General features: G+C 47.6%; 20 protein-coding genes and 2 pseudogenes. 20 read left to right on the forward strand and 2 right to left on the reverse strand.

Annotated features, from left to right (window positions below; translation table 11 throughout):
* The first annotated feature begins 24 nt into the window (after nt 1-24).
* Nucleotides 25-1,596, forward strand: a complete 1,572-nt coding sequence (locus DHAF_RS08970) for a nitrilase-related carbon-nitrogen hydrolase (protein ID WP_011461217.1) — start codon at nt 25-27, stop codon at nt 1,594-1,596.
* 68 nt (nt 1,597-1,664) lie between these two features.
* Here the strand turns inward: DHAF_RS08970 and DHAF_RS08975 are convergent, their stop codons facing one another.
* Entirely contained in the window at nt 1,665-3,353 is a 1,689-nt protein-coding gene (locus tag DHAF_RS08975) for a PucR family transcriptional regulator (protein WP_005809269.1), read from the reverse strand.
* Between the two features lie 192 nt (nt 3,354-3,545).
* Between DHAF_RS08975 and DHAF_RS26580 the strand changes: the two genes are divergently transcribed.
* From DHAF_RS26580 to DHAF_RS08990, 3 genes are read left to right on the forward strand one after another with little or no spacing between them, the layout of a single operon-like run.
* Entirely contained in the window at nt 3,546-3,884 is a 339-nt protein-coding gene (locus tag DHAF_RS26580) for an L-lactate permease (protein ID WP_005809268.1), read from the forward strand.
* A 50-nt stretch (nt 3,885-3,934) separates the two neighbouring features.
* Nucleotides 3,935-4,225 (forward strand): nucleotidyltransferase family protein, encoded by a 291-nt coding sequence (locus tag DHAF_RS08985; RefSeq protein WP_005809266.1) that lies wholly within the window; start codon nt 3,935-3,937, stop codon nt 4,223-4,225.
* Entirely contained in the window at nt 4,222-4,566 is a 345-nt protein-coding gene (locus DHAF_RS08990) for a HepT-like ribonuclease domain-containing protein (RefSeq protein WP_005809264.1), read from the forward strand. The genes DHAF_RS08985 and DHAF_RS08990 overlap by 4 nt, the downstream gene beginning before the upstream one ends.
* Before the next feature lie 275 nt (nt 4,567-4,841).
* Here DHAF_RS08990 and DHAF_RS26055 read toward each other — a convergent pair.
* Nucleotides 4,842-5,574, reverse strand: a pseudogene (locus DHAF_RS26055) (linear amide C-N hydrolase).
* 225 nt (nt 5,575-5,799) lie between these two features.
* Between DHAF_RS26055 and DHAF_RS09005 the strand changes: the two are divergent.
* The 16 genes and pseudogenes from DHAF_RS09005 to DHAF_RS25045 all read left to right on the forward strand — a co-directional run.
* A complete protein-coding gene (locus tag DHAF_RS09005; protein ID WP_015943665.1) occupies nt 5,800-6,516 on the forward strand; it encodes a BTB/POZ domain-containing protein in 717 nt (238 codons plus the stop codon).
* A gap of 65 nt (nt 6,517-6,581) precedes the next feature.
* Nucleotides 6,582-7,157 (forward strand): hypothetical protein, encoded by a 576-nt coding sequence (locus DHAF_RS09010; RefSeq protein WP_011461212.1) that lies wholly within the window; start codon nt 6,582-6,584, stop codon nt 7,155-7,157.
* 107 nt (nt 7,158-7,264) lie between these two features.
* Nucleotides 7,265-7,492 carry a DUF5316 family protein gene (locus tag DHAF_RS09015; RefSeq protein ID WP_242659995.1) on the forward strand — a complete coding sequence of 76 codons (228 nt, stop codon included), beginning with the start codon at nt 7,265-7,267 and terminating at the stop codon, nt 7,490-7,492.
* A 327-nt stretch (nt 7,493-7,819) separates the two neighbouring features.
* Nucleotides 7,820-9,292, forward strand: coding sequence for a YcdB/YcdC domain-containing protein (locus DHAF_RS09020; RefSeq protein ID WP_015943666.1), 1,473 nt, complete (start codon nt 7,820-7,822; stop codon nt 9,290-9,292).
* 262 nt (nt 9,293-9,554) lie between these two features.
* On the forward strand, nt 9,555-10,376 hold the full coding sequence (locus tag DHAF_RS09025; protein ID WP_015943667.1) for a helix-turn-helix domain-containing protein: 822 nt from the start codon (nt 9,555-9,557) through the stop codon (nt 10,374-10,376).
* A 144-nt stretch (nt 10,377-10,520) separates the two neighbouring features.
* Nucleotides 10,521-11,507, forward strand: a complete 987-nt coding sequence (locus DHAF_RS09030) for an ABC transporter substrate-binding protein (protein ID WP_015943668.1) — start codon at nt 10,521-10,523, stop codon at nt 11,505-11,507.
* 94 nt (nt 11,508-11,601) lie between these two features.
* A complete protein-coding gene (locus DHAF_RS09035; protein WP_015943669.1) occupies nt 11,602-13,320 on the forward strand; it encodes an ABC transporter ATP-binding protein in 1,719 nt (572 codons plus the stop codon).
* Between the two features lie 21 nt (nt 13,321-13,341).
* Entirely contained in the window at nt 13,342-14,394 is a 1,053-nt protein-coding gene (locus tag DHAF_RS09040; protein ID WP_015943670.1) for a FecCD family ABC transporter permease, read from the forward strand.
* Nucleotides 14,394-15,449: a FecCD family ABC transporter permease gene (locus DHAF_RS09045; protein WP_015943671.1), complete on the forward strand. Its 1,056-nt coding sequence runs from the start codon at nt 14,394-14,396 to the stop codon at nt 15,447-15,449. Before DHAF_RS09040 ends, DHAF_RS09045 begins: the two co-directional genes overlap by 1 nt.
* Nucleotides 15,450-15,464: 15 nt before the next feature.
* Nucleotides 15,465-16,292, forward strand: a complete 828-nt coding sequence (locus DHAF_RS09050; RefSeq protein ID WP_015943672.1) for an ABC transporter ATP-binding protein — start codon at nt 15,465-15,467, stop codon at nt 16,290-16,292.
* On the forward strand, nt 16,289-17,044 hold the full coding sequence (locus DHAF_RS09055; RefSeq protein ID WP_015943673.1) for a nucleotide-binding protein: 756 nt from the start codon (nt 16,289-16,291) through the stop codon (nt 17,042-17,044). The genes DHAF_RS09050 and DHAF_RS09055 overlap by 4 nt, the downstream gene beginning before the upstream one ends.
* Nucleotides 17,041-18,402, forward strand: coding sequence for a nitrogenase component 1 (locus DHAF_RS09060; RefSeq protein WP_015943674.1), 1,362 nt, complete (start codon nt 17,041-17,043; stop codon nt 18,400-18,402). The genes DHAF_RS09055 and DHAF_RS09060 overlap by 4 nt, the downstream gene beginning before the upstream one ends.
* Nucleotides 18,383-19,615 (forward strand): nitrogenase component 1, encoded by a 1,233-nt coding sequence (locus DHAF_RS09065; RefSeq protein ID WP_015943675.1) that lies wholly within the window; start codon nt 18,383-18,385, stop codon nt 19,613-19,615. The genes DHAF_RS09060 and DHAF_RS09065 overlap by 20 nt, the downstream gene beginning before the upstream one ends.
* Nucleotides 19,599-19,838 (forward strand): helix-turn-helix domain-containing protein, encoded by a 240-nt coding sequence (locus DHAF_RS09070; protein ID WP_015943676.1) that lies wholly within the window; start codon nt 19,599-19,601, stop codon nt 19,836-19,838. The genes DHAF_RS09065 and DHAF_RS09070 overlap by 17 nt, the downstream gene beginning before the upstream one ends.
* A 227-nt stretch (nt 19,839-20,065) precedes the next feature.
* On the forward strand, nt 20,066-20,803 hold the full coding sequence (locus DHAF_RS09075; protein ID WP_015943677.1) for a Fic family protein: 738 nt from the start codon (nt 20,066-20,068) through the stop codon (nt 20,801-20,803).
* A 161-nt stretch (nt 20,804-20,964) separates the two neighbouring features.
* Nucleotides 20,965-21,198, forward strand: a pseudogene (locus DHAF_RS25045) (transposase); the annotation flags it as partial.
* Between the last annotated feature and the right edge of the window lie 580 nt (nt 21,199-21,778).

Below are 21,778 nucleotides of genomic sequence, written 5' to 3' on the forward strand. Positions count from 1 at the left end.
TTCCAAGTAAAGGGTGAATAACATATGAGATTAGCATGTTTACAAGTTGAGGCTCAGGCCTGGCAAGACTCTCATCAGGCTTGGGCTGAAATAAGAAAGTCAATTCTTGAAGCGTCTCAACATCATGATTTGCTGATTGTTCCGGAGAGCGTTTATCCTGCTTACTTTTTAGCTCCCCTTGACAAGCCGGAGTATGAAGAAGCAGTGGAAAAGATTTTGGCTGAGATAAAGGAAATCTGTCAGACAACCCATACCTATATTGCTTTTGGTTATGCCGATAAGAATGAAAACCTGGCCAGTCTTTTTAACCCCCAAGGGGAGGAGATCGCCAGAAAATCCAAAAGCAATCTCTGGCATTTTGACAGAAGATGGTTTAAACCAGGAGCAGAAGTCGTCACAGCAGATACGGAGTTCGGCAAGGTGGGTCTCATCATCTGCGCAGATGCCCGTTTGCCGGAATTGGTCCGCAGCGTGGCCCTGGAAAAGGTTAAGCTGATTATTGACCTGGCCAATCTTACGGCATCCGGACCGGAGATTGAAAAACTAAGTAATGCGCAAATCGACTATATGCTGGCTACCAGAGCTCGTGAAAATAAAGTGTGGCTGGCAGTGTCCGATAAATGGGGCGTGGAAGCAGATACGGTTACCTATGCAGGCCGTTCCGCTGTTTATAGCCCGGAGGGAACCTGTGTGGCCCAGGCCCCCTCCCATAAGAATGGGATCGTATCGGTAGAAATTCCTACGGATGCCCAGGGTGAGATTCAATGTGCTGCCGATGAGGAACTGCCCCCCAGGTGTCCGGACTTGTACGGTATTTTAACCACTGAAACAGCAAAGCTGCCGATGTATCGCTATTTGACAGAGCCTGTTATTCCCGAAGATTTAACCCCATTCGTCACCGTAAGCAGTTCCCTCACTGACGGCGGTTTAAAAGATGCCCGGATGACCCATGTTAAACGCCTTTTGGAACTGGAGCCGAATCTGATTGTTTTGCCCACGGCAAGGGGTGAAGAAGAAGTTGCACCTTATCAAGGTTTATTGGCAGACAATCAATTTATTGTTGTGACTGATTCCACAGATGGGCAAACAAAAAGCCGCTTAATCTCCAACAAGGGAGTCTTAGCAGGCTATCGTACAACGGATTCGGTTCCTCAACAGGACGTTGCTAACCCGGAAAACCAATTCCCCGTGGTTAAAGATCTGCCCATGGGCAGAATAGGCTTTCTGCACGAACAAGAGATGCTGTTGCCTGAAGCTGCCCGTTGCTTGATGCTTAAAGGGGCTGATGCCGTTCTTTGGCAGCATGGCATGTCCTTGGCCAAGGCAGTTCCCTTAGCCCGAACCAGGGCGGCGGAGAACCGGATTTTTATTATTGCCGTTTATTCCGGCGTTCTGGGCAATTCTGCAGATGGGGCAAGTTTTATCGTTGATCCATCGGGAAGTATCATTGCCTCAACATTGCTTAATAAGCCCCTTCATGCCACGGGAGCTTACTGCAATTTCTGCAATGCCCGCATGAAATCAGTGGTGCCCGGTACTCACCTGGTCTATGATCGGAAACCAAGTCATTACGAAAGGTTGGTTAAAAACGACTGAAGTAATTCCTGCCGATATGAAACTTCAGAGCGGATGCCTGCGCGGCATCCGCTCTTTCAATAAAAAGCTTAAAATAATTCCTTCAGGAAATCATTGGCTTCTAAAGCGAATAAATACGCCATTTTAAATTCCGGGAGAGCTAAGTCATGTTTAAGGAGTTGTTTTATTTTCTTGATGCGATAGGTTACCGTGTTGGGATGGACGAACATTTTCTTGGCTGTCTCTTTCACTACGCAATCGCACAAGAGGAATTCGTGAAGGGTTTCCAAGAGAACATCGCTGTTTTTTTCGTCGTATTTTTTTAGTTCGAGGAGGAGATCGTCACAAAACTCTCTTATTTTGGCGGTATCCTGAACCATAAAAATAATGCGATGAATACCTATTTCTTCAAAAAGAAGCACATTACCCCGCCTGATCTTACATTTCTTGGCTACAGATAAAGCGGTTTTGGCTTCTTTAAAGCTTTTTTCCACCAGTTCCGGCTGAGGATAAGCGCCGCCAATCCCGATGCTGAATTTATCCTCGCCAAATTGCTTCGCTAGTTCTGCCAAGGCATGTTCTACAGCTTCTTTAACCAGGGAATTTACTTTCTCAATCTGATTCGGCTGAAAGGAGACCAGTAAAGTAAATAATGAGCCATTATTGCCGATAATCACTTGATTAAAGTGTTTATAGAGATGTTTTCTGATCGTCATGGTGATGAGATCTTCAGAGCGTTCCCAAAAATAATTGTTTTCAAGATTAGGTTCTGCATAGTCCATGAGGACAGCGACCATAGGGTTAGCTAAATTTATGTTAAGAAAATCATATTCAAAGACAATTTGGGTATGAATCCGTCCATGAATGATATCTTCAATAAGGGCCAGGTTCTTTTTTCTGTATGTCTGCTGGTTCAGGTACTGCTTCATTAATTGGAGGGCGATGGCAGTTGATGAGTTTTTTAATACCATCAGATCGGTGGATGAGTAAATTTGCTGGCTCTCTAACAAGGAAATAAAACCGTAAATTGTTTTATTGGAAAAGATGGGAAACATGTAGTTTCTTATTTTTTCTGAATGAGGTATGGTGAGATTGATTTCAAGATGTTCTTTTTTTTCGCCCATTTTGACGGCTTTATAAAAGTTGGATTTCAAGACGTTTTGCCTGAAATGTTCGTTAATCCTTGCCTTAAAAACAGGGGAGTCGAGGTTAGACTGGATATCTCCTTCAACATTGCTCACGGCAATCACGTTGAGTTTGGCATCCTCGATGATGATGGTATTCCCTACTAATTCGGAGATTTTATTCACAAGGGTCTGTATGGTGTTGTTTTCCAAAACAAGATTGATTAAATCCCTTTGGACGTCTTCAATAAGCTGCATTATTTTTATCCGTTGATTTGTTACATAATCCATAAACGATTCAATGATTGCCGGCCATGTAACTTCATGATCCAGTTCAATGATCGGAAAGTTATGGTTATTGGCGCATTCAATGATACTTTTGGGCAGTACGCCAAGGAAGCGGCTGGTTTTAATGGCTAAAGCGGATGCGCCATTGATGATTAGACTTTCAACCCATTCACTTTGTTCTAAGCCCGTGTTGCTGATAAAGAAGGCTGTTGAACAGACAAGTTCACCTCCTCTTAACCATTTGGCCGCATCCGGAACTTCGGCGATGGTGATCGTTGTGACCTCCCGCAAGAGACCGTTTTCACCGGCCAGAACATTATAGTTTTGAAAAACATCAGCATTAAGGACATCTTGAATTGTAATCATATAACATCCTCCAGTTCAAAGGCCTGGTACTCCAGTACAACGAGAGCTCCGTTTTGGCCAGCGAAAAAACAGACCTCCACAACTCCATTTAAATGCAAGTGATCACAATCACCCAAAAGGGAGAGGAGGCTGGGGCGGAAAAAGGAATCTTAATGCTTATATTCGACAAAAAATGATATTTCCCTTGGCGATATGGAACAATCTTCAGGAACCATTGCTTTATTCAAAATTAAAAAGCATGTTATCAAGAGAGCGGTTCAGCTGTCTTTAAAACAATGGGTTCCGGTAACCTTATCAACGATCGCATTTATAGTGTTTTCGCCGGTTATGGGCGGGCTCGGCGGTTTTCTTACCGGGAGTAACGTAGCGTCTAATGCGATGTTAATTAATCTCCAAGTGGAAGTAACCAAACAAATAGGAATGTCTCCTGAACTCGTCGCAAGCGTGCAGACGGCAAGCTCAGCCCATATGACCATGATTATGAAATCCCATTTTATGTATATAATATTAGTGGGAGGGGGTCTTGCTTGAAGGAAAAGCAAGTTTCATGAAGAATTCTTTTAATGAGGAAGTGATTATTTATGCTTGATAAGAATGCTCTTGAAGCAAGGTTAAGAGAGTATAAGCCGATACTTGAAAAGCGATATTCTGTTAAGAAAATAGGTGTGTTCGGTTCTTATGCTCGAAATGAGCAGAATGAAGACAGTGATATAGATTTAATAGTTGAGTTTACGCGACCAGTAGGTTTTCAATTTGTAGAATTAAAGCTTTATTTAGAAGAAATTCTAAATCGAAAAGTTGATTTAGTAACTCCTAATGCACTTAAACCTCAAATCAAGGAAAATATACTGAGAGAGGTATCATACCAATGATCAAGAGAAATTATGTTATGTATTTAGAAGATATTATTGGTTGCATGGAGAAGATAGAACTGTATGTTGGGGAATTATCATATGAGGATTTTACGAAGAATAGCTTAGTGTTCGATGCTGTTATTCGTAATTTAGAGGTAATAGGAGAAGCTTCGAAGAGTATCCCAGAAGAGACAGTCAGTAATTATCCAGATATCTCTTGGAGAAGCATGATAGGATTGAGGAATATATTAATTCATGAATATTTCGGAGTTGATTCAGAGATAGTTTGGGAGATAATTAAGAGTGATTTGCCTAGAACGAAGCCTTTGATAATCCAAATGTTAAATGAGCTTAAATAGGAAACAGGGACTTCACAACAGAGGGTTTGCGACATTGGGGAGTAATATGAATGTAATACCCCGACGTCGCAAACCCTTGAAACGTTAGGCGGAATCTCCGCTTACTTTAATCCTGCTTTGCCGTGGTGTCTGCTTAGCTATGGATTAGGCACTTTCTCAAACACAACCGGACGGTTCAGTTTTCCCAGGCAGATTGGCCGTACACTATATTCATAACGATCCCAAAGGCTTGCCGTTGCAATCTGGCTGTTGTCATACGTCCTGAAGAAGTATTCTCAAGTATGTGTATTCATTAAAGCTGCATACTGGGTATAGTCGTAAGTATTGCGCTCGGTGATAATGACTCCTTTGGGAATAGAAACGCTTTCCATAAGGTGGAAGACGGCCATTACTGCTTCTATTCTGTTCTTTGGCAGTGGTATATGTGTTTTTTGATAGGCAGTTTTTACGAATCGTTCCGGGGAGGTATAACCTCCCGGCAGCAACCGGGTTCCTGCTCCCTGACCGAAGGGCTTTAACTGAATGTTTCCCCAGTAGGTCTCACTGGCATTGCCCGCTTCTATCTGTGGCAAGCCAATGCAAGGGGGCAACAGTCTGTGTTATAGGATCGGGCAGACCAATGAGAGAGAGGTTCTGCAGGATTATATTTAATTCTTCGATAGATCCACATCTTCCCAAAATATAATGAAGAAAATCCAAAGAGGCAACAGGCTTCTTTCCCAAATGGATCATAGGCATGGCGTATTGGGCATAATCGGTAAAATAGAGTGCTGCAGCGGCAAAGCCTTTTTCATTGACACCATCGAAAAACCCCAGTGCACCATCGCTTTCCTGGCCGATGCCGATGAAGCTGTAATAATTATAAAACCTATGGTTGTTTAAAATATTAGTCCATACATAATTTTTGGGTACTACATAGAGCTGTGGTTCAATCCAATAAGAAAAGTCCATGGTTCGCCCGAAAAAATTCTCCATCTGTTGGGACTGTAACGTGATCGCTGTGCACATGTTAATATCCTCCCCGGCGCCTTTTAAGATCGCAGAATGGTTATTTAAACCTATGCATTGTACACGCAGGAAAATTGTCGAATCATGAGCGCTTGGGATTCCGGCAAGGAACTTGTAACTATTTTACAACAAAAAGAAGGAGAAGCTTCTATGATTTAAGAAACTATATTAATGAAAACCTTAGCGAAATCAAAAGATATAGAATTTTTAAGAGGAGAATAATAGATGGAAGATTATCCGGAGTTTGAAGAAATACAAATTGGTAGTGTGAGTTGTTTAGGTAAGGAAGGGGTTCCGGTTTGGGGAATTATTCATTACCTTGAACAAACATGTTTGAATCACATGAAATTGACTACCGTACAAAGAATTTGCGAGCTTTCGGCCAGAGGTATAGAAAATTATCGTTTTTCAGTAGCAGCAAGTTCCGCAGAGATTTTTCCATCTGAGTCTTTATTGGACAGCTCTTTTAGGGATTATGTAGTTATGGCTGATAATGAAAAATCTCCTGATAGTTTTTGGAAGGTCATTTCCAGCTATAAAAGACCAGTGGTTTTTTATAATAATGGAAACCGGAAGATCCCCCTCTATGATTTTACTTATCCTGAGGCAGTAAGAATAACTTCGTTTACCGAGCAATCACCTTTCCAAGTAGATGCTAAAGGCGTGGTAGGGGCATTGATTGATTTGGTTTATGCCGGGGAGAGAGAAGAAAGAGCCAGACAAATATTTCTTAATGAACAAATTGGACAATCTGCTCGAAACATTGAAGCTATTGTGCGTGCAAGTGCAGTTATCTCAAACTCAAATGTGCCAGAGGGAGTCAGGCGGTATGCAGAACAGCAATTAATTAATTGCCTGGGTTCCCAAGCAAAATTAAATGAAAAGGTTGGTATAAACCAGGTTACGATCCGTTTAGATGGGCAGATAGATGTTAAAGGGTAGATGAAAGGTTAGACTTCGGCTAACAGCAGTCGGAATTTATATATATTTGCTTAAGGAGGGAAATCATGAAGCGGTATAGATGGATGGTTCTTATTATAATTGCAGTTCTAGCAGTATTTTTTGTCTGGAATAATCTATATTCTCAAGAGGCTTTAAGCAAACGGATACCTTTTCAGAAAGGATTTGAAATTACTCAACAAGACCCGGTTATTGACGTAAATTTTGTATTTCAGCCTGCATGGATTCCTGAAATGGATGAGAATGAAACCAAACAAATAAATCACCTGGTTTACCAGGATTATAGCTCCTCTATTTACCTTACATCTATCTTTAATCATTATGATAGAAACAGCGATGGAGGTCATATTATAGCCAGCTTCGAGATTAAGCAGAATTTCAACACAAAAGGCGGAAGCTATGTAAGTTGTTATTCAGTCAGTGAGCGAGGATTTACGCCAACAATAGGCAGAGTTACTGGATATGATAATGACCATAAGTTACTGGAGGAGGATTTTGGCTCAGTAGCAGGAATAGGGGCGGGTGAGACATTTAGTATTTATCTTAAAACAGGGGAGCTATTGGACTCTCCAATTAATATCAAAATTGAGTCATTAAATCTAATTCAATATGTTAAGGATTGAATTATTGCAGAATATTTTTCTTATATCTATTGGCGAAGGAGGGATGGGAAATAAAGTTTTTGGGAATTGGAATTATCGTAAGTTTAGCGACACTAATAATTTCGTGGTTGGTTGGGAATCCGGAAAATACAGTAAATGCGTTATTAATTATTGGCTTAATTCCGACGGCGATTTCGGCCCTATTTGCCGGAGTATTTGTTAGCGGAGATAGAATGAGAGGTAATTATTCCGGTGAAGATGACTTTAGAAAAAGAATGAGTATATCAACAAAGCTTTTTTTACTGGGTTTACCATCTCTGTTAACGGCGTTCGCAGTTTACTTCATTATGACATAGGACGCAGGGGGAAGCGCATCCATGCACTTCATTTTGTACGGGAACATTTTCAGAGAGGTCTTATAAGATGACATTATACTCTGAGTTTATGGTAGAATAAGGTTAGAATCCTATATGGAGAGTGAGATAAGTATGACTTATAAAGTGACTGTCATTGTTCAGAAAGATGACGATTGGTATGTTGCAAGGCACGCTCCAGAGCATACTTGAGCAGGCAGGAATTACTTTAGAGGAATTTACAACAAAGCTGTAGTAAAAGGGGCCGCCATCCTTGGCGGCCTTTGAATATAGGGGCCTCCTAGGTCAGATAACAGAGGAGTGACAAGTTTGCCGAAAAAGGAATTATTAAGAATCGCAAATTCAGTAGTAAAGATTCCTGACGATTATGAGCTGACTATTGAGGATTATCTTGAAAGCGAAAACGCAGAAGGAGAAGCCATTTTTTTATGGACCGGTCAAAAGCGGGATGAGGCGATCTCTGTTCACCTTGATGCTCAAGGGAACTTAACCTATTTATCCATTGATCGGCAAGAGAAAGAACCCGCTGCCATAGCCATGGATGAAGTTGAAAAAAGAAAATGTGCGGAGCAATTTTTATGTACTCATTACCCGGATGCTTGGAAAGATTTAACCTTCTCTAAAACAAAAAAACTGTCCCATGCTGATCGTTTCTATTACGAACAAATCGTGATGGGCTTACCTTTAGAGCATGCCGGGTGCTATATGGATATCGACCCATTAGGAGAGGTTGTAACCTTTTCCTCTTCCTATAAAGGAGTAAGGAGAATTCCGGAAATACCTTCTACCCTAATATCTAAAGAAAAATTGAAGGAACACATAGGCCATACTCTTCAATTCCGACTCAAGATTCATTCATTGCATAGTGAAGTCCATGATGTGGAACAAGGCGGTCTTTATTTGGTATATGAACCAAATGCCGTTTTCCGGAAATATCGAGCAGCTAATTTATGTCCGGAAACAAAAATGAGCAGTGATGAAGGGGAAGGCGAAGGCGAAACCTATGTTCCCCTGCCAACCTTCTCATTAAAGAAGGTTCGCCGAGACTTAGGAATTGCAGAAGTGGTGGGTATTACGGAAAACCTTGAGATGATCCGTGAAGTGGATATGGGGAAAGAGAGGGGCATTGTCTGGCGGGATCGTAATTGGCAGGTGATGGAAAAGGATTTGTCCATGGACGGCTTTTTCAGGCGGCAAACAGAAGATACGGTTAAGGCTTTTGTTTCCAAACGTTCTGGAAAAGTGAGGAGCTTTATCTGGTTTATGGAGCGGAAGGGTGATAGGCAGCTGACCCGCGAAGAATGCTATACCATTGCCATTGAGTTTTTAGAATGGGTGATCCCGGAGTATTTCGGCTTCCTTCAACTAACGGTACCCAAAGCTGGAGATGAAAATGAGGAACAGGAAAATTGGGATGATGATATAGATGATGATATAAAGGAAGCGTTCGTTTTCACAGCTCACAATGGTCATGGCATACCTGTAGACTCCATAGTCACAGTTACTGTCAACCGTACCACAGGGCTGGTTGATTATTACAACGGACCTGATTTTGATAGTGAACAGTTGCGGCAGTTGCCGATAAAACCGGCACTGACAGAAGAGAGAGCCAAGGAAATATTTATGAGTCATTTGGATTTTGAGTTGAAATGGGATCATAACTATGGCGAAGAAGAGTCAGATACTCTTGTTTACCGACTATGTGATGTTAAATCAAGAACTCCAATTCGCTATATTGATGCCATTACCGGGGAAGTTAGGCACTGGAAAAGAAACCCTTAGCCAGGTAATAGTTTTCAAGGAAAATGGATGAAAATACAGGTCGGAAAATTGGAGACAGTAAATTCCCAAATAAGCGGTTGCATTACGAAAAAAATGCAGCCGTTTTCAATTGCACAGGTGGGTGGAAGTAATCCACAAAAAAGACTTAGCATCCTTGACATCCCCACAAGGGTGTAGTATATTTTAATTTAAATGATAATGATTATCATACGCAGAAAAAGCGGTTGCTGCTAAAATAATAAGCCCCTTGGAGGAAAAAGCCTTGGAAATCAGCCTTAATGAAATTATCGACTATTATGCCAAAGCGGATGTCTCTTTTGTGGGAGCCTTTGGGGAGAGGGTATCCCCCCAGTTGAAAGTCCTCGACCGGCATACCAATCCGGCTGGGGGAGGATTGGTTATTCCTTTCAGCGGCAGCGCTTGTTTTACCTTCGACGGCAAGCCTTATGTTATAGAGCCGGGGATGGTCGTTCATGCCGGTCCCGGCATGCGGCTGAGCAAGGAAGTCATCGGTGACCGGGAATGGGAGTATGCTGTGATTCACTACCATATTCCCCAGCATGAGAGGGATGAATATCCTTTGTTTCACAAGGATTTTTCACTGGCTCATGGCCGCAGCGCCAAAGTTCCCCATCTGGTACGGCAGATTCTCGACATCCAAAGCATACCTGGCGCGGCGGCGAAGTTCCAGACCAAAGTCCTTTTCCTTTCCTTATTGCAGGAAATATTCACAGCAGCCTGCGGGCAGCCTGGCCAAGAGAACAGCAAGCTGATCGAAGAGGCCATGGGATATATCCGCTTGAACTATGCCGATGAACTGACCGTGCAAAAAGTGGCTGATGAGTTTAGCGTCGAAAGGCGGCAGTTTTCCTATTTATTCAAACGTCATACGGGAATGAGTCCCATCCATTACTTAATCGAATGCCGGATCAGCAAAGCCAAAGAGCTGTTGGGCTCTCCAGGCTGTTCTGTGAAACAGGTGGCGGAATGGGTCGGCTATACGGACAGTCTTTATTTCAGCAAAGCGTTTAAGAAATACACGGGGGTTTCGCCGTCGGAATACCGGGAGGGCTTTGCCCTATAAGTTAGCTTAGCCAGGCAGGAGCAGAGTCAGCAAAAATCCATGGGGTTTTGAATTTTAGTCCATTTCAATTTAAAGTATCCCTTGCTATACTGACACTGATGAGTTAGCTACAACTAACTCGAACGCTATTGGAGGGGTATGATCATGAAAAAACTAAGGGTACTGATAGTGTCCATCTCACTGATGCTGGGACTGCTTACAGGCTGCGGCGGAGCGCCGGCCAACACTAATGCTGAGGTTCCGTCGGAAAACACGCCGGGGACAGGGGAGGAAGCAGCCTGGCCCAGGACCTATGTGGACGCCGTGGGCAATGAAATCGTTTTGGATAAGAAGCCGGAGCGCATTGCTCTGCTCAATTTTCATAATTACGAAGCCATTGTGGCTTTAGGCCAGATTCCTGTGGCGGCTACGGATACGGAGACGGTTTACAAAGGGTGGGGGTCGCTGATCCCTTATGCGGAGAAGTTTGAAATTATCGATGTAGGGGCCACGAAAGCCCCCAATCTGGAGAAATTGGTGGAAGTCAACCCGGATGTCATCCTCTATATTGACAGCACCCAGGGCGCTATTGTGGAAGACCTGAAAAAAATAGCCCCCGTCATAGCCGTGGCCGGCGGACCGATCCCCGGCTATGGTGAGAATTGGTCCACCTGGCAGGGGGTGATCAGAGAGTATGGCATGATGTTGGGTGAAGAAGCAAAAGCTGAGGCTGAAATTGCCAGATTAGAGGGCTTGCTGACGGATGCCAAAGTCAAGCTTGCTCCTTATCAGGATAAAACCTTTGTCTTCATCAGACTTCAGGAAAAGGATATCTATTCCTGGATGCCGGATTTTGCCTTTAACCCGGAAAAAGGCATCGGCCTGAAAAGCCCTTATGAAAAACCGGGGCAATTATCCCTGGAGAGCCTGGCGGATTTGAATCCTGACTTTATCATCCTCTATGACGAAATAACCAATACCGTGGATGAAGATAAACTGGCTGATTTAAATGCCAACAGCTCCGTATGGCAGTCCTTGACTGCAGTGAAAGCGGGGCAGGTGATTTCTGTCGATCGCTCCTCCTTTTCCGGCGGACCTCTGGGCATGGAAATCGGGATTCGCGCCCTTGTTGAAGAGCTGACAAGCAAGTAGAAAATTTACCGGGCGTTGCCTGTTCGGACGGCCAACGCTCGGTTTCTCTTTGCTGAAACCTTCAACTATTGACGAAAAAAGGGGCAAATCAATCATGATGATCAGACGGTTTCTGCGGTACTACAGCCCCTACAAGGGACTGTTTCTCCTGGATGTCTCCTGTGCTGTAGCGGCCGCCTTGCTGGAATTGTTTTTTCCTTTTACGGTCCAACATATTGTCGATACCCTCCTGCCCAGGGGAGAGTGGAAGCTGATTTTGGGGGCCTGTATCCTGCTCGGGTTGATCTATATCGTGAATACAGTGCTGAAATTTGTGGTAGGGTATTGGGGAGAAAAACTGGGGCTCTACATCGAGACGGATATGCGGATTGAGATTTACACTCATCTGCAAAAGCTGTCCTTTCGCTTTTTTGATAATCATAAGCAGGGCCAACTGGCCTCCCGGATTACCAACGACCTCATGGATATCGGCAATATGGCCCATTATGGACCGGAGCATTTCTTGATCTCCACCTTTACCCTGGCCGGTGCCATGGTGATGATGTTTCACGCCAACTGGCAGCTGGCCCTGCCTCTGAGCCTGTTTGTGATGATCCTGCTGGCGATCAATATGCATTTTATGCGCCGGCTGGTAGTGACCAGAAAGCGCATGTTCGGCGCTGTCGGCGGTTTTTTGTCAAGGCTGGAGGATGGTATCGGCGGCATCCGGGTGGTGCAGGCTTTTGCTAACGAAGACCATCAAAAAAGGCTGTTTGTGTCGGACAATCAACGTTTTTGTGAAGCCAAAATTGACGGGTTCAAGAATGTCGCTCAAAACGAAGCCGTTACCTATATGTTTATCAGTCTGCTGCCGGTGCTGGCTCTGTTGGGGGGGAGCTGGTTTACTTTGAATGGCAGGATGACCGGCGGTGAACTGTTCAGCTTCATTCTCATTGCCAATGTGATGGTCATGCCCATCCGCATGCTGGCGGCTTTCTCCGTCCGCTTTCCCAATGGGATGGCAGGTTTTAAGAACTTTGTGGAAATTATCGATACGGAGCCGGAGATCAAGGATGCTCCGGATGCGGTGGAAGTATCCTCCTTGCGGGGGGATATCCGCTATGAGCAGGTGAGCTTTGGTTATCGTGAGGACAGCACGGTCCTGAACACTATCGATCTGTCTGTCCGGGCCGGTGAAACGGTGGCTTTCGTAGGGACATCGGGTGCCGGTAAAACCACCTTATGCAGTCTGCTTTTGCGCTTCTATGAAGCGGATGAAGGGCGCATCACCATTGACGGGATGGATATCCGCAAGCTTAAGCTGGCTTCTTTAAGGCAGCAGATCGGGGTGGTGCAGCAGGATGTTTTCCTTTTCTCCGGCAGCATTGGGGAGAACATCCGCTTCGGCAAGCTTGGTGCCACAGAAGAAGAACTATGGGAAGCGGCCCGCCGGGCCCAGCTGGACGATTTCATCCGGGAACAGCCTGAGGGCATGGATACCTTGATCGGAGAACGGGGGGTAAAGCTTTCCGGAGGACAGAGGCAGCGCATCGCCATTGCCCGCATGTTCCTGAAAAATCCGCCCATTCTCATCCTGGACGAAGCCACGTCCTCCCTGGATACCCTGACCGAGTCTTCGATTCTGCAAGCTTTGGCGGAGCTGGCCCAGGGGCGTACCACTCTGATCATTGCCCACCGGCTGGCGACCATTCGCCATGCCGACCGGATCGTGGTCCTGACGGAGGAGGGTATTGCCGAAGAAGGGGGCCATGAGGAGCTTTTACGGAAAAATGGCATCTACAGCAATTTGCATAGGGCGCAGGTCGGTGCATAGCAACAAGGGGGCTGTCAGTCAATGAAACATACCAAAGAGTCAGCGCAACTGCTTAAGGCAGGGCAGGACAAGAAAAAAGGCCGTACCTGGGCGGGGAGCCTCATTATTCTGGGCGGAACGGGACTGCTTATACTGCTGATGGCCTTTTCCATCACCAAGGGAGCGGCGGAAATCCCCCTCTCCGTGATCGGGGATGTCTTGTTCCGCTTTGACTCTATGAATACTCAGCATTTAATTATCGTGGATCTCCGTCTGCCCCGGGTCATCGCCAGTGCCATGGTCGGGGCGGCCTTTGCTGTGGCCGGAGCCATTATGCAGGGGATAACCCGCAATCCTTTGGCGGACTCCGGGCTGCTGGGGCTCAATGCCGGGGCCGGCTTTGCCCTGTCTCTTTGCTTTGCTTTTTTTCCCGGTATGGGGTATATGCAGGTTATCTTTTTTTCCTTTTTAGGCGCGGCTCTGGGGGCGGCTTTGGTCAACGGTATCGCCTCTATGAGGCGGGGAGGAGCCACTCCCATGCGGCTGGTGCTGGCCGGTGCCGCGGTCAGCGCTCTTTTGATCGCCCTCAGTCAGGGCATTGCTCTGTATTTTGACGTAGCTCAGGATATTATGTTTTGGACGGTGGGAGGGGTGGCCGGTTCCAACTGGGTTCAGATTAAGATCATGACACCATGGATCCTGGGCGCCCTGCTGGGGGCCATGATCCTTTCCCGTTCCATCTCCCTGCTCAGCCTTGGTGAAGAGGTGGCCAAAGGATTGGGCTTGAACACCCTGACCATCAGTATGCTCTGTTCTCTGATCGTGGTCATCCTGGCCGGGGCTTCCGTTGCTGTGGTGGGTGCCGTGGGCTTTGTGGGACTGATCATTCCCCATATTGTCCGTTATTTGGTAGGTGTGGATTATCGCTGGATCATTCCTTCTTCGGCGGTCATGGGGGCTTTGCTCATGGTGCTGGCGGATCTGGGGGCCAGGAGGCTTAATCCCCCCTTTGAGACACCCGTCGGCGCTCTGATCGCTGTGGTCGGCGTTCCTTTCTTTCTCTATCTCGCACGCAGGCAAAAGAGGGCATTGTAATGAACACTCAACTGAACATTCAACAACAAAAAAACGAACTGTACAAAAGGAAAGTAGCCCGGCGTCATCGGATGATCCTGGCCGGATGTGTGGCTCTGCTCCTTCTTTCTTTGCTGATCAGTATGAACTCGGGTTATGCCAAGCTGACTCCCCTGGATACCCTGCGCACCCTGTTTGGGGGCGGTACGGGCAAGGAAAATCTGATTTTGTTCAGCTTCCGGCTGCCCCGGATCGTGATCTCGATGCTTATCGGCGGGGGGCTGGCTTTATCCGGCTGCATTATCCAGAGTATTGCCAGGAACGGACTGGCGGACCCCGGACTCCTGGGGATCAATGCCGGTGCGGGACTGATGGTCATTCTCTATGTCATGTTTTTTGGTGCCCAGTCCTTTCTGTCCATCTTCACTTTACCCTTTTTATCCTTAATAGGAGCGGGGGTTACTGCGGTTCTTGTCTATATCCTGGCCTTCAAAAAAGGGGAAGGAATCGCGCCCATGCGTCTGGTCCTGACCGGTGTGGCGGTCCAGGCGGGAATTTCGGCTCTTACCACCCTTCTGGTGGTTAAGCTGGACGACACCCAGTTCGATTTTGTCGCCACCTGGCAGGCGGGTAGTATCTGGGGATCCAACTGGAATTATGTACTGGCCCTTTTGCCCTGGCTGCTCCTGCTTATTCCTTATGTCATGATGAAAAGCCGGGTGCTGGATGTGCTGAATCTGGGTGAGGATGAGGCCTGCGGTTTGGGGGTGGCGGTGGAACAGGAACGGCGCAAGCTCCTGGCTGCAGCCGTTGCTTTGGCGGCTTCCTCAGTGGCGGTCAGCGGCAGCATCAGTTTTGTGGGATTGATCGCTCCCCATTTAGCCCGGCGGCTGGTGGGTCCGAAGCATAGCATTTTGCTTCCCGCCTGTGTTTTGGTAGGAGGGGTGCTGGTGGCGGTGGCGGATACTATCGCCAGGGTGATCGTCCAGCCTGCGGAAATTCCTACCGGTATCGTGGTGGCCGTGATCGGCGCACCCTATTTTCTCTACTTGCTGGCCAAAAGCAAAACAGCATGAAAGGAGCTGAAGTAGATGAACAGTATTGCCACAGAGTGTCTGGCCATCGCCTATGAAGATAAAATGGTGGTGGACAATCTGGATATGCAGATTCCCCAGGGAAAGATCACCACCATTATCGGAGCCAACGGCTGCGGAAAATCAACGGTTTTGAAGGCTGTGGGGCGCATCCTCAAGCCTAAGGGAGGCATGGTCTATCTGAACGGCGAGGATATCCGGCGCCTGTCCACCAAGGAAGTGGCCCAGAAGATGGCGATTCTGCCCCAGTCTCCCCAGGCTCCGGCCGGTTTGACGGTAGGTGAATTGGTGGCCTACGGGCGCTTTCCTCATCAGCGGGGCATGGGCAAGCTTAAGGCCGGGGATAAGAAGATCATCGCCTGGGCCCTGGAGGTAACCAAACTGACGGAATTGGAAACGACGGCCGTGGATAATCTTTCCGGAGGCCAGCGTCAACGGGTCTGGATCGCCATGGCCCTGGCCCAGCAGACGGATCTGATCCTCCTCGATGAGCCTACCACCTATCTGGATCTCTCTTATCAGCTGGAAGTGTTGCAGCTGCTCTACCAGCTCAACCGGGAACAGGGCTGCACCATCGTCATGGTCCTCCACGATCTGAACCTGGCGGCCAGGTTTGCCGACTATATGGTGGCCATCCGGGGCGGGAAAATCATCCGTCACGGAACGCCGGAGGAAGTAATGACCGTCGAGGTATTGCGGGAAGCCTTCCAGATTGAGGCGATGATTATTAAGGAATCCCGGACCGGGAGGCCTACTTGTGTTTTCTATGACCTGATCGATCAGCAGAAGCAGCAAAAGAAAGTATCCGGAGGAACTTTGACATGAAAAAAATTGCAATCTACGGCAAGGGCGGCATCGGCAAATCCACCACCGTATCCAATGTATCAGCAGCCATGGCGGCCATGGGTCTGAAGGTACTGCAAATCGGTTGTGATCCGAAAGCTGATTCCACCCGTAATTTGACCGGCGGGAAAAATATCCCCACCGTTTTGGATACCCTGCGGGAGCAAAGCGACGCCACCCTTGAGGAGCTGGTAGTGGAAAGCAGCACCGGAGTATTGTGTGTGGAGGCGGGGGGACCTGTGCCGGGGGTAGGGTGTGCCGGACGGGGGATCATCACGGCCTTTGAGAAGCTGGAGGAGCTGGACGCTTATACGATCTACCGGCCTGATGTGGTTCTGTATGATGTCCTGGGCGATGTGGTCTGCGGCGGTTTTGCCATGCCGATCCGGGGCGGCTACGCCGATGAGGTGTGTATCGTCACTTCCGGTGAGATGATGTCCCTGTATGCGGCGGCCAACATCTCCCACGCCGTCAAAAGCTTTGGCAAGCGGGGCTATGCTTCCCTGCGCGGGCTGATTCTCAATGCCAAAAACTTTGCAGGAGAGCAGGAACTGGTGGACAAGGCGGCGGCGGAGATTGGAGCGCCGGTTCTTTACCGTCTGCCCCGGGATCCGGCGGTGCAGCAGGCCGAAGCCCAGGGCAAAACCGTGGTGGAGGCTTTCCCGGATTCGGAGATGGCCGGGCATTATAGGGCTTTGGCCAAACACCTGCTGGAGGGGGCTGCTAAGGTATGAAGGAATTAAAAGAGTTAAAAGAGTTAAAAGACTTGAAAGAATTAAAGCATTTAAAGCATCTGTCCTCAGTCAAATCCGGCACGGGGATTAAATTCCTGACCCCTGCCGTTTCACCCGGGTCCCACTGTCCGATGCGGATCGCCTCCGTGATTGTCAAGGATATTCAAGGCCTTTCCTCTCTGCTGGTGGGAACTCAGGAGTGTGCCACTCATTCCCGGCTCTTTAACCCCCATCCGGAGGGCAGGCAGGGGGAATTGCACTGGCTGTATACTCTCAGTGATCAAGAGGTGGTGTTTGGCTGCCGGGAAGGATTGCGGGATGCCCTGAAAAAGATGGATCAGGCAGGGGCCAGAGCGATTCTGCTCATCGCCACCTGTATTCCGGAGTTAATCGGCGAGGATATGGAAGGAATCATTCAGGAAATTCAACCGGAACTGTCGGCACGGGTTACTTATGTGATGCTGGGTCAATTCAAGAATGTCAGCCATCCCCCCGGCTCCTGGAAAACCATGAAGGCTCTGGGGTTGCTGATGGAAAAGAAAGCCACGGATCTCAGGCGCATCAATGTGCTGGGCCGGGCACCGGAGGAGGACCATATTCCTGAGCCCTCACTGCTTCCTGAGCTGGTCAGGCAGGGCATTAATCTGCGTTATCTGGCACCGGGTGCCTCCCTGGAGGATCTGCAGAACGCAGGGGATGCAGCGCTTAATCTGGTGCTGTCTCCTTATACCCAGCCCCTTGCCGTGCAGATGCAGGAGGAATTGGGAATTCCCTATGTCAGTCTGCACCATCGTTATGCAGTAAAGGATATCGACCAGGCCTATGAGGACATCGCCCAACGCTTCGGCCTGTCCTGGGGGGATGCCTTTGCCGAAGAGCGCCGGCGGGCCCTGGCTCTGGAAAATCAGGCCCAACAAAGGCTCGACGGGCTGCGGTTTGTCTGCGCGCCCAGGGTCGACTTGCCTATTCCCCTGTCAGTTTACCTGACCGGCCTTGGTATGGAACCCCTGCTGCTCCATTTGGAGGAGTATTATCCTGAGGATAAAGATCATGCCGGGCAACTTATTGCCAGGGGGCAGGACCCTCTGGTCTGCCGGATGGTCAATGAGGAGGCGGAGCTGCCTATTCTGCAAAAGCTGAATCCGGATTTATGTATAGGCTATATGTCCTATACGGATATCAGGATTCCCTGTGTAGCCAATATGATGGATTATTACGGACAGGTGGGTTATGAGCGGACGCGGAGTTTATTGACAAGGATTTTAGGGGTAGCGGCGAAAAAGGAAAATAAGGAGTCAAAGGAAAATAAGGAGAATAAGGAGCAAGGAGGAATGGCTTATGGGACTGCATCGGTTTAAACCGGTACCCTCGGGGCGGATGGGCACATTGTGGACCCTGGCCACGATCAAGGGTGCTGCTCTTGTGGAATTCGGCTGTATGGGGCATATGCTTTACAGCGGTGTCACCTTGAAACGGGCCGGGGTTCACGACGGCTGCAAACTTTACTCCACCCATATCGACGAGGCGGATATTGCTCTGGGAGGAACAGGCCGGCTCAACCATACCCTCGATCATGTCTTAAAGCAGGATCGGCCCCGGGTGATTTTTCTGCTGCCCTCCGCTATTCCCGAGGTCATCGGGACGGATCTTCCGGCCCTCTGCGAGGAACTGCAGGGGGATTACCCTGATGTCCGTTTACTGCCTTTCGGTTATGGCGGCTTTGCGGTCAATCAGCATCGGGGCATCCAGGAAGCTCTGCTTCTCCTGGCCAAAACCTTGCCGGTAACCATCGAAAAAACAGAGCGGCCTACCTTTAATATCATCGGCTCCTGTGCCGATTTGTTCCGCTTCCAGGCTGATGCCGGGGAGATCCTCCGCCTGATGGAGGGAGCCTTCGGTATGAAAGCGGTTTGCGTGATGACTTCCCATACCTCTGTGGAAGAGATCGAGAGCATGGGGAGCGCCCATATCAACCTGGTCCTGCGCCGGGAGGGGGAACCCGCCGCCAGGCATCTGCAAAAGCGCTTCGGCACACCTTATCTGCTCGGGCGTCCCTATGGCCTGGAGGGAACCCGCCTCTGGCTGGAACAGATCGCTCAACTGTCCGGAATCCCGGTGGATGCAGCCTTCCTCAACCAGGAGCGGCAAACTGCCCGCAGCCAGCTGGCACCGGTGATCCCCCATTTCCGGCACATCACACGCTCCCATCCGGAGGAAGCGATGCTCTCTCTGGGCGGGCATGCCGATGTGGTCAAAGGGATTCTGGAATTTGGCTGTAAGGAGCTTTCCCTTCCCCAAGGAACCTGCTGGTGTGATTGTCCCGAGATGGGAAGTGAAGAGATTCCTTATTTTGGGGAAGACCAATGGTCACAGGTGATCGGGGAGCATAAAAAAGGCCTGCTCATGGCCAGCGGTGAAGCTCTGGAATGGGCGGGGCGCAACGGTGACATGCAGATTGCCAATCCCGACACTAAATGGCGGCTGCACCCTTATGACCCGCCTTTGGTCGGATTTCGCGGCGCGGTTCATTTGGTCAACCTGTGGAGCAATGAGGATGGAGATGACCACTGATGAAGGGGAGAACAGGGCAGGTAAATATGAAAAAGGAGCGCCGGCCAGATTTCTGGCCGAGCTGCGCATCCAACGGGCCAAAGATCTGCTGCAAACCTGTTCTTCGGTGAAACAGGTGGCCGAATGCGTGGGCTTTTCCGATAATCTCTATTTTAGTAAAGCCTTTAAAAAGCAAACCGGGGTTTCCCCCTCGGAATTTCGCCAGCATCTTAAAAAAGAATGAACTTTGAAATTCCAAGAGGGCGGGCTGTATAAGAGGGCTCGTAAGATTCGAATCTGGATTCGAATCTTACGAGCCCTCTTATGGTTCACAATATAAGATATGCTTGCTTCTCACCGGCTAGGCGTGACAGAAGGTGAAAGAGCTCAAATAACAAACAAAAAGATGATAAAAGGGCTGGGAAGTGATATAATTAGTATGGAAATATTATGCAGAAAGGAGTGAGGCTTATGAAACAACGCTTATTGGCTCGGCTGCTGGAAGAAAAGGAAATGAAGCTGAAAGGCGGTCTATACCATCGGACCCAGATCAAACTGGCCTATAACTCCAACCGGATTGAAGGCAGCCACCTTTCTGAAGAACAGACCCGGTATATTTATGAAACGAACACGATCACTATGGAACCGAATGAAGCGGCGAGCGTTGACGATATTATTGAAACAGTCAATCACTTTTTCTGCTTTGATTATATGCTTGCCAATGTGGATGGGGAACTGTCGGAAGGAATGCTCAAAGAATTCCACCGGCTCCTGAAAGGTCGTACGTCGGATGAGCGCAAGGAATGGTTTCGGGTCGGAGATTATAAAACAAGACCGAATATGGTTGGGGACATGGAGACAACGGCACCGTCGGAGGTCGGCAAACTTCTTTCCGATTATCATGATAAAGAGAAGGTTACCATAGAGGATATTGTCGATTTCCATCATCGGTTTGAGAGTATACATCCCTTTCAGGATGGTAATGGACGAGTGGGCCGAATCATTATGTTTAAGGAATGCCTGAAGCATGATATCATGCCCTTGATCATTGACCATGAGCATAAGGTGTTTTATTACCGTGGCCTCAAGGAATACAAAAGAGAAAAAGGATATCTAAGGGATACCTGCCTGTCGGCACAGGATCAATACGCGGCAATGGCAGCCTATTTCTATCCCGACATAATTCAGCCGGGGCAGGATATAAATTAGCTCCAACAAAGAGAATTAATCCCGACAAAGTGAATAGCATATAAGCGCCTTTTAGCTTCAATTGAAACTGAAAGGCGCTTTTTTATCAGAGGTACAGCTGAAAAATGTGCTGTATTGCGAAATTGCCGGCCAGTGCATCGAAGCCAAAGGGTGTAGCATAAAATCCTGGAAATGAACTCAAAGCTAAAGCTAAAGCTGGGGCAAATTTGAAGAGTGAATATGGGCTTCAAATGCGCAGCCTAAGGTCTATAGGAGTAGAAAGTGTTTTTGGTGACATCAAAGGCAATTTTGGTATGCGACGATTTATGCTTAAGGGCCTGGCAAAGGTCAAATTAGAATGGGGATTACATTGTATAGCTCATAACATGAGAAAAATGGCAGCTACCTTGGGATAGGTAGTCTTGCCATTTATTTTTTGATTAAATCACCTTTTTGGGTTTAAAGAGGGCCGTGAGAAAATTAAGATTTCACACGGCCCCTTTAGAATGACGTTATTATTTTTATATCCTCAAGGCATAAGGTAGCAAAAAAGTAGGCTGTCTCGGTGACAGCCTTTTTTGCACTAATTGAACCGGAGATTCTTTGTATGGTACGGGCAAATTCGGAATCGATTACGAATTATAAGCTGGACCTATGGTTTTTTAAAACGATAAAAATTAATAATTAGGGCTTGCTAAAGGGCGTTAAAAGTTAGGGAAATTCTGATTTGGCAAGGGTTTTCGGGCATTTTTGCCATTCTTAGTGCATAGAATATCGATTTTGGTTATAAAAACCGTGCACTTGAAGGTAAAATTACGTACCGTAAACTGAGCCTACAGCTTACTATAGACGATTTTATCCTGCCTTTTTCAGGAAAACTGGATCCCAATAATCGCCAAGATAAGGGGTGACAAAGAGGCCAAGAACGTATTGCCAAAAGCGAGAAAAACCTACTTAAGCGCATTCAAGAGTGTGTCCGACCGATTGTCCGCAAAA

Origin of the sequence: Desulfitobacterium hafniense DCB-2 (assembly GCF_000021925.1) — a bacterium.
GTDB lineage: Bacteria > Bacillota > Desulfitobacteriia > Desulfitobacteriales > Desulfitobacteriaceae > Desulfitobacterium > Desulfitobacterium hafniense.

Bases quoted from the DNA above. Each gene is read 5' to 3' on its own strand.
- DHAF_RS08970 (WP_011461217.1), top strand. From the start codon at position 25: ATGAGATTAGCATGTTTACAAGTTGAGGCTCAGGCCTGGCAAGACTCT.
- DHAF_RS08975 (WP_005809269.1), bottom strand. From the start codon at position 3,353: ATGATTACAATTCAAGATGTCCTTAATGCTGATGTTTTTCAAAACTAT.
- DHAF_RS26580 (WP_005809268.1), top strand. From the start codon at position 3,546: ATGGAACAATCTTCAGGAACCATTGCTTTATTCAAAATTAAAAAGCAT.
- DHAF_RS08985 (WP_005809266.1), top strand. From the start codon at position 3,935: ATGCTTGATAAGAATGCTCTTGAAGCAAGGTTAAGAGAGTATAAGCCG.
- DHAF_RS08990 (WP_005809264.1), top strand. From the start codon at position 4,222: ATGATCAAGAGAAATTATGTTATGTATTTAGAAGATATTATTGGTTGC.
- DHAF_RS09005 (WP_015943665.1), top strand. From the start codon at position 5,800: ATGGAAGATTATCCGGAGTTTGAAGAAATACAAATTGGTAGTGTGAGT.
- DHAF_RS09010 (WP_011461212.1), top strand. From the start codon at position 6,582: ATGAAGCGGTATAGATGGATGGTTCTTATTATAATTGCAGTTCTAGCA.
- DHAF_RS09030 (WP_015943668.1), top strand. From the start codon at position 10,521: ATGAAAAAACTAAGGGTACTGATAGTGTCCATCTCACTGATGCTGGGA.
- DHAF_RS09035 (WP_015943669.1), top strand. From the start codon at position 11,602: ATGATGATCAGACGGTTTCTGCGGTACTACAGCCCCTACAAGGGACTG.
- DHAF_RS09040 (WP_015943670.1), top strand. From the start codon at position 13,342: ATGAAACATACCAAAGAGTCAGCGCAACTGCTTAAGGCAGGGCAGGAC.
- DHAF_RS09045 (WP_015943671.1), top strand. From the start codon at position 14,394: ATGAACACTCAACTGAACATTCAACAACAAAAAAACGAACTGTACAAA.
- DHAF_RS09050 (WP_015943672.1), top strand. From the start codon at position 15,465: ATGAACAGTATTGCCACAGAGTGTCTGGCCATCGCCTATGAAGATAAA.
- DHAF_RS09055 (WP_015943673.1), top strand. From the start codon at position 16,289: ATGAAAAAAATTGCAATCTACGGCAAGGGCGGCATCGGCAAATCCACC.
- DHAF_RS09060 (WP_015943674.1), top strand. From the start codon at position 17,041: ATGAAGGAATTAAAAGAGTTAAAAGAGTTAAAAGACTTGAAAGAATTA.
- DHAF_RS09065 (WP_015943675.1), top strand. From the start codon at position 18,383: ATGGGACTGCATCGGTTTAAACCGGTACCCTCGGGGCGGATGGGCACA.
- DHAF_RS09070 (WP_015943676.1), top strand. From the start codon at position 19,599: ATGGAGATGACCACTGATGAAGGGGAGAACAGGGCAGGTAAATATGAA.
- DHAF_RS09075 (WP_015943677.1), top strand. From the start codon at position 20,066: ATGAAACAACGCTTATTGGCTCGGCTGCTGGAAGAAAAGGAAATGAAG.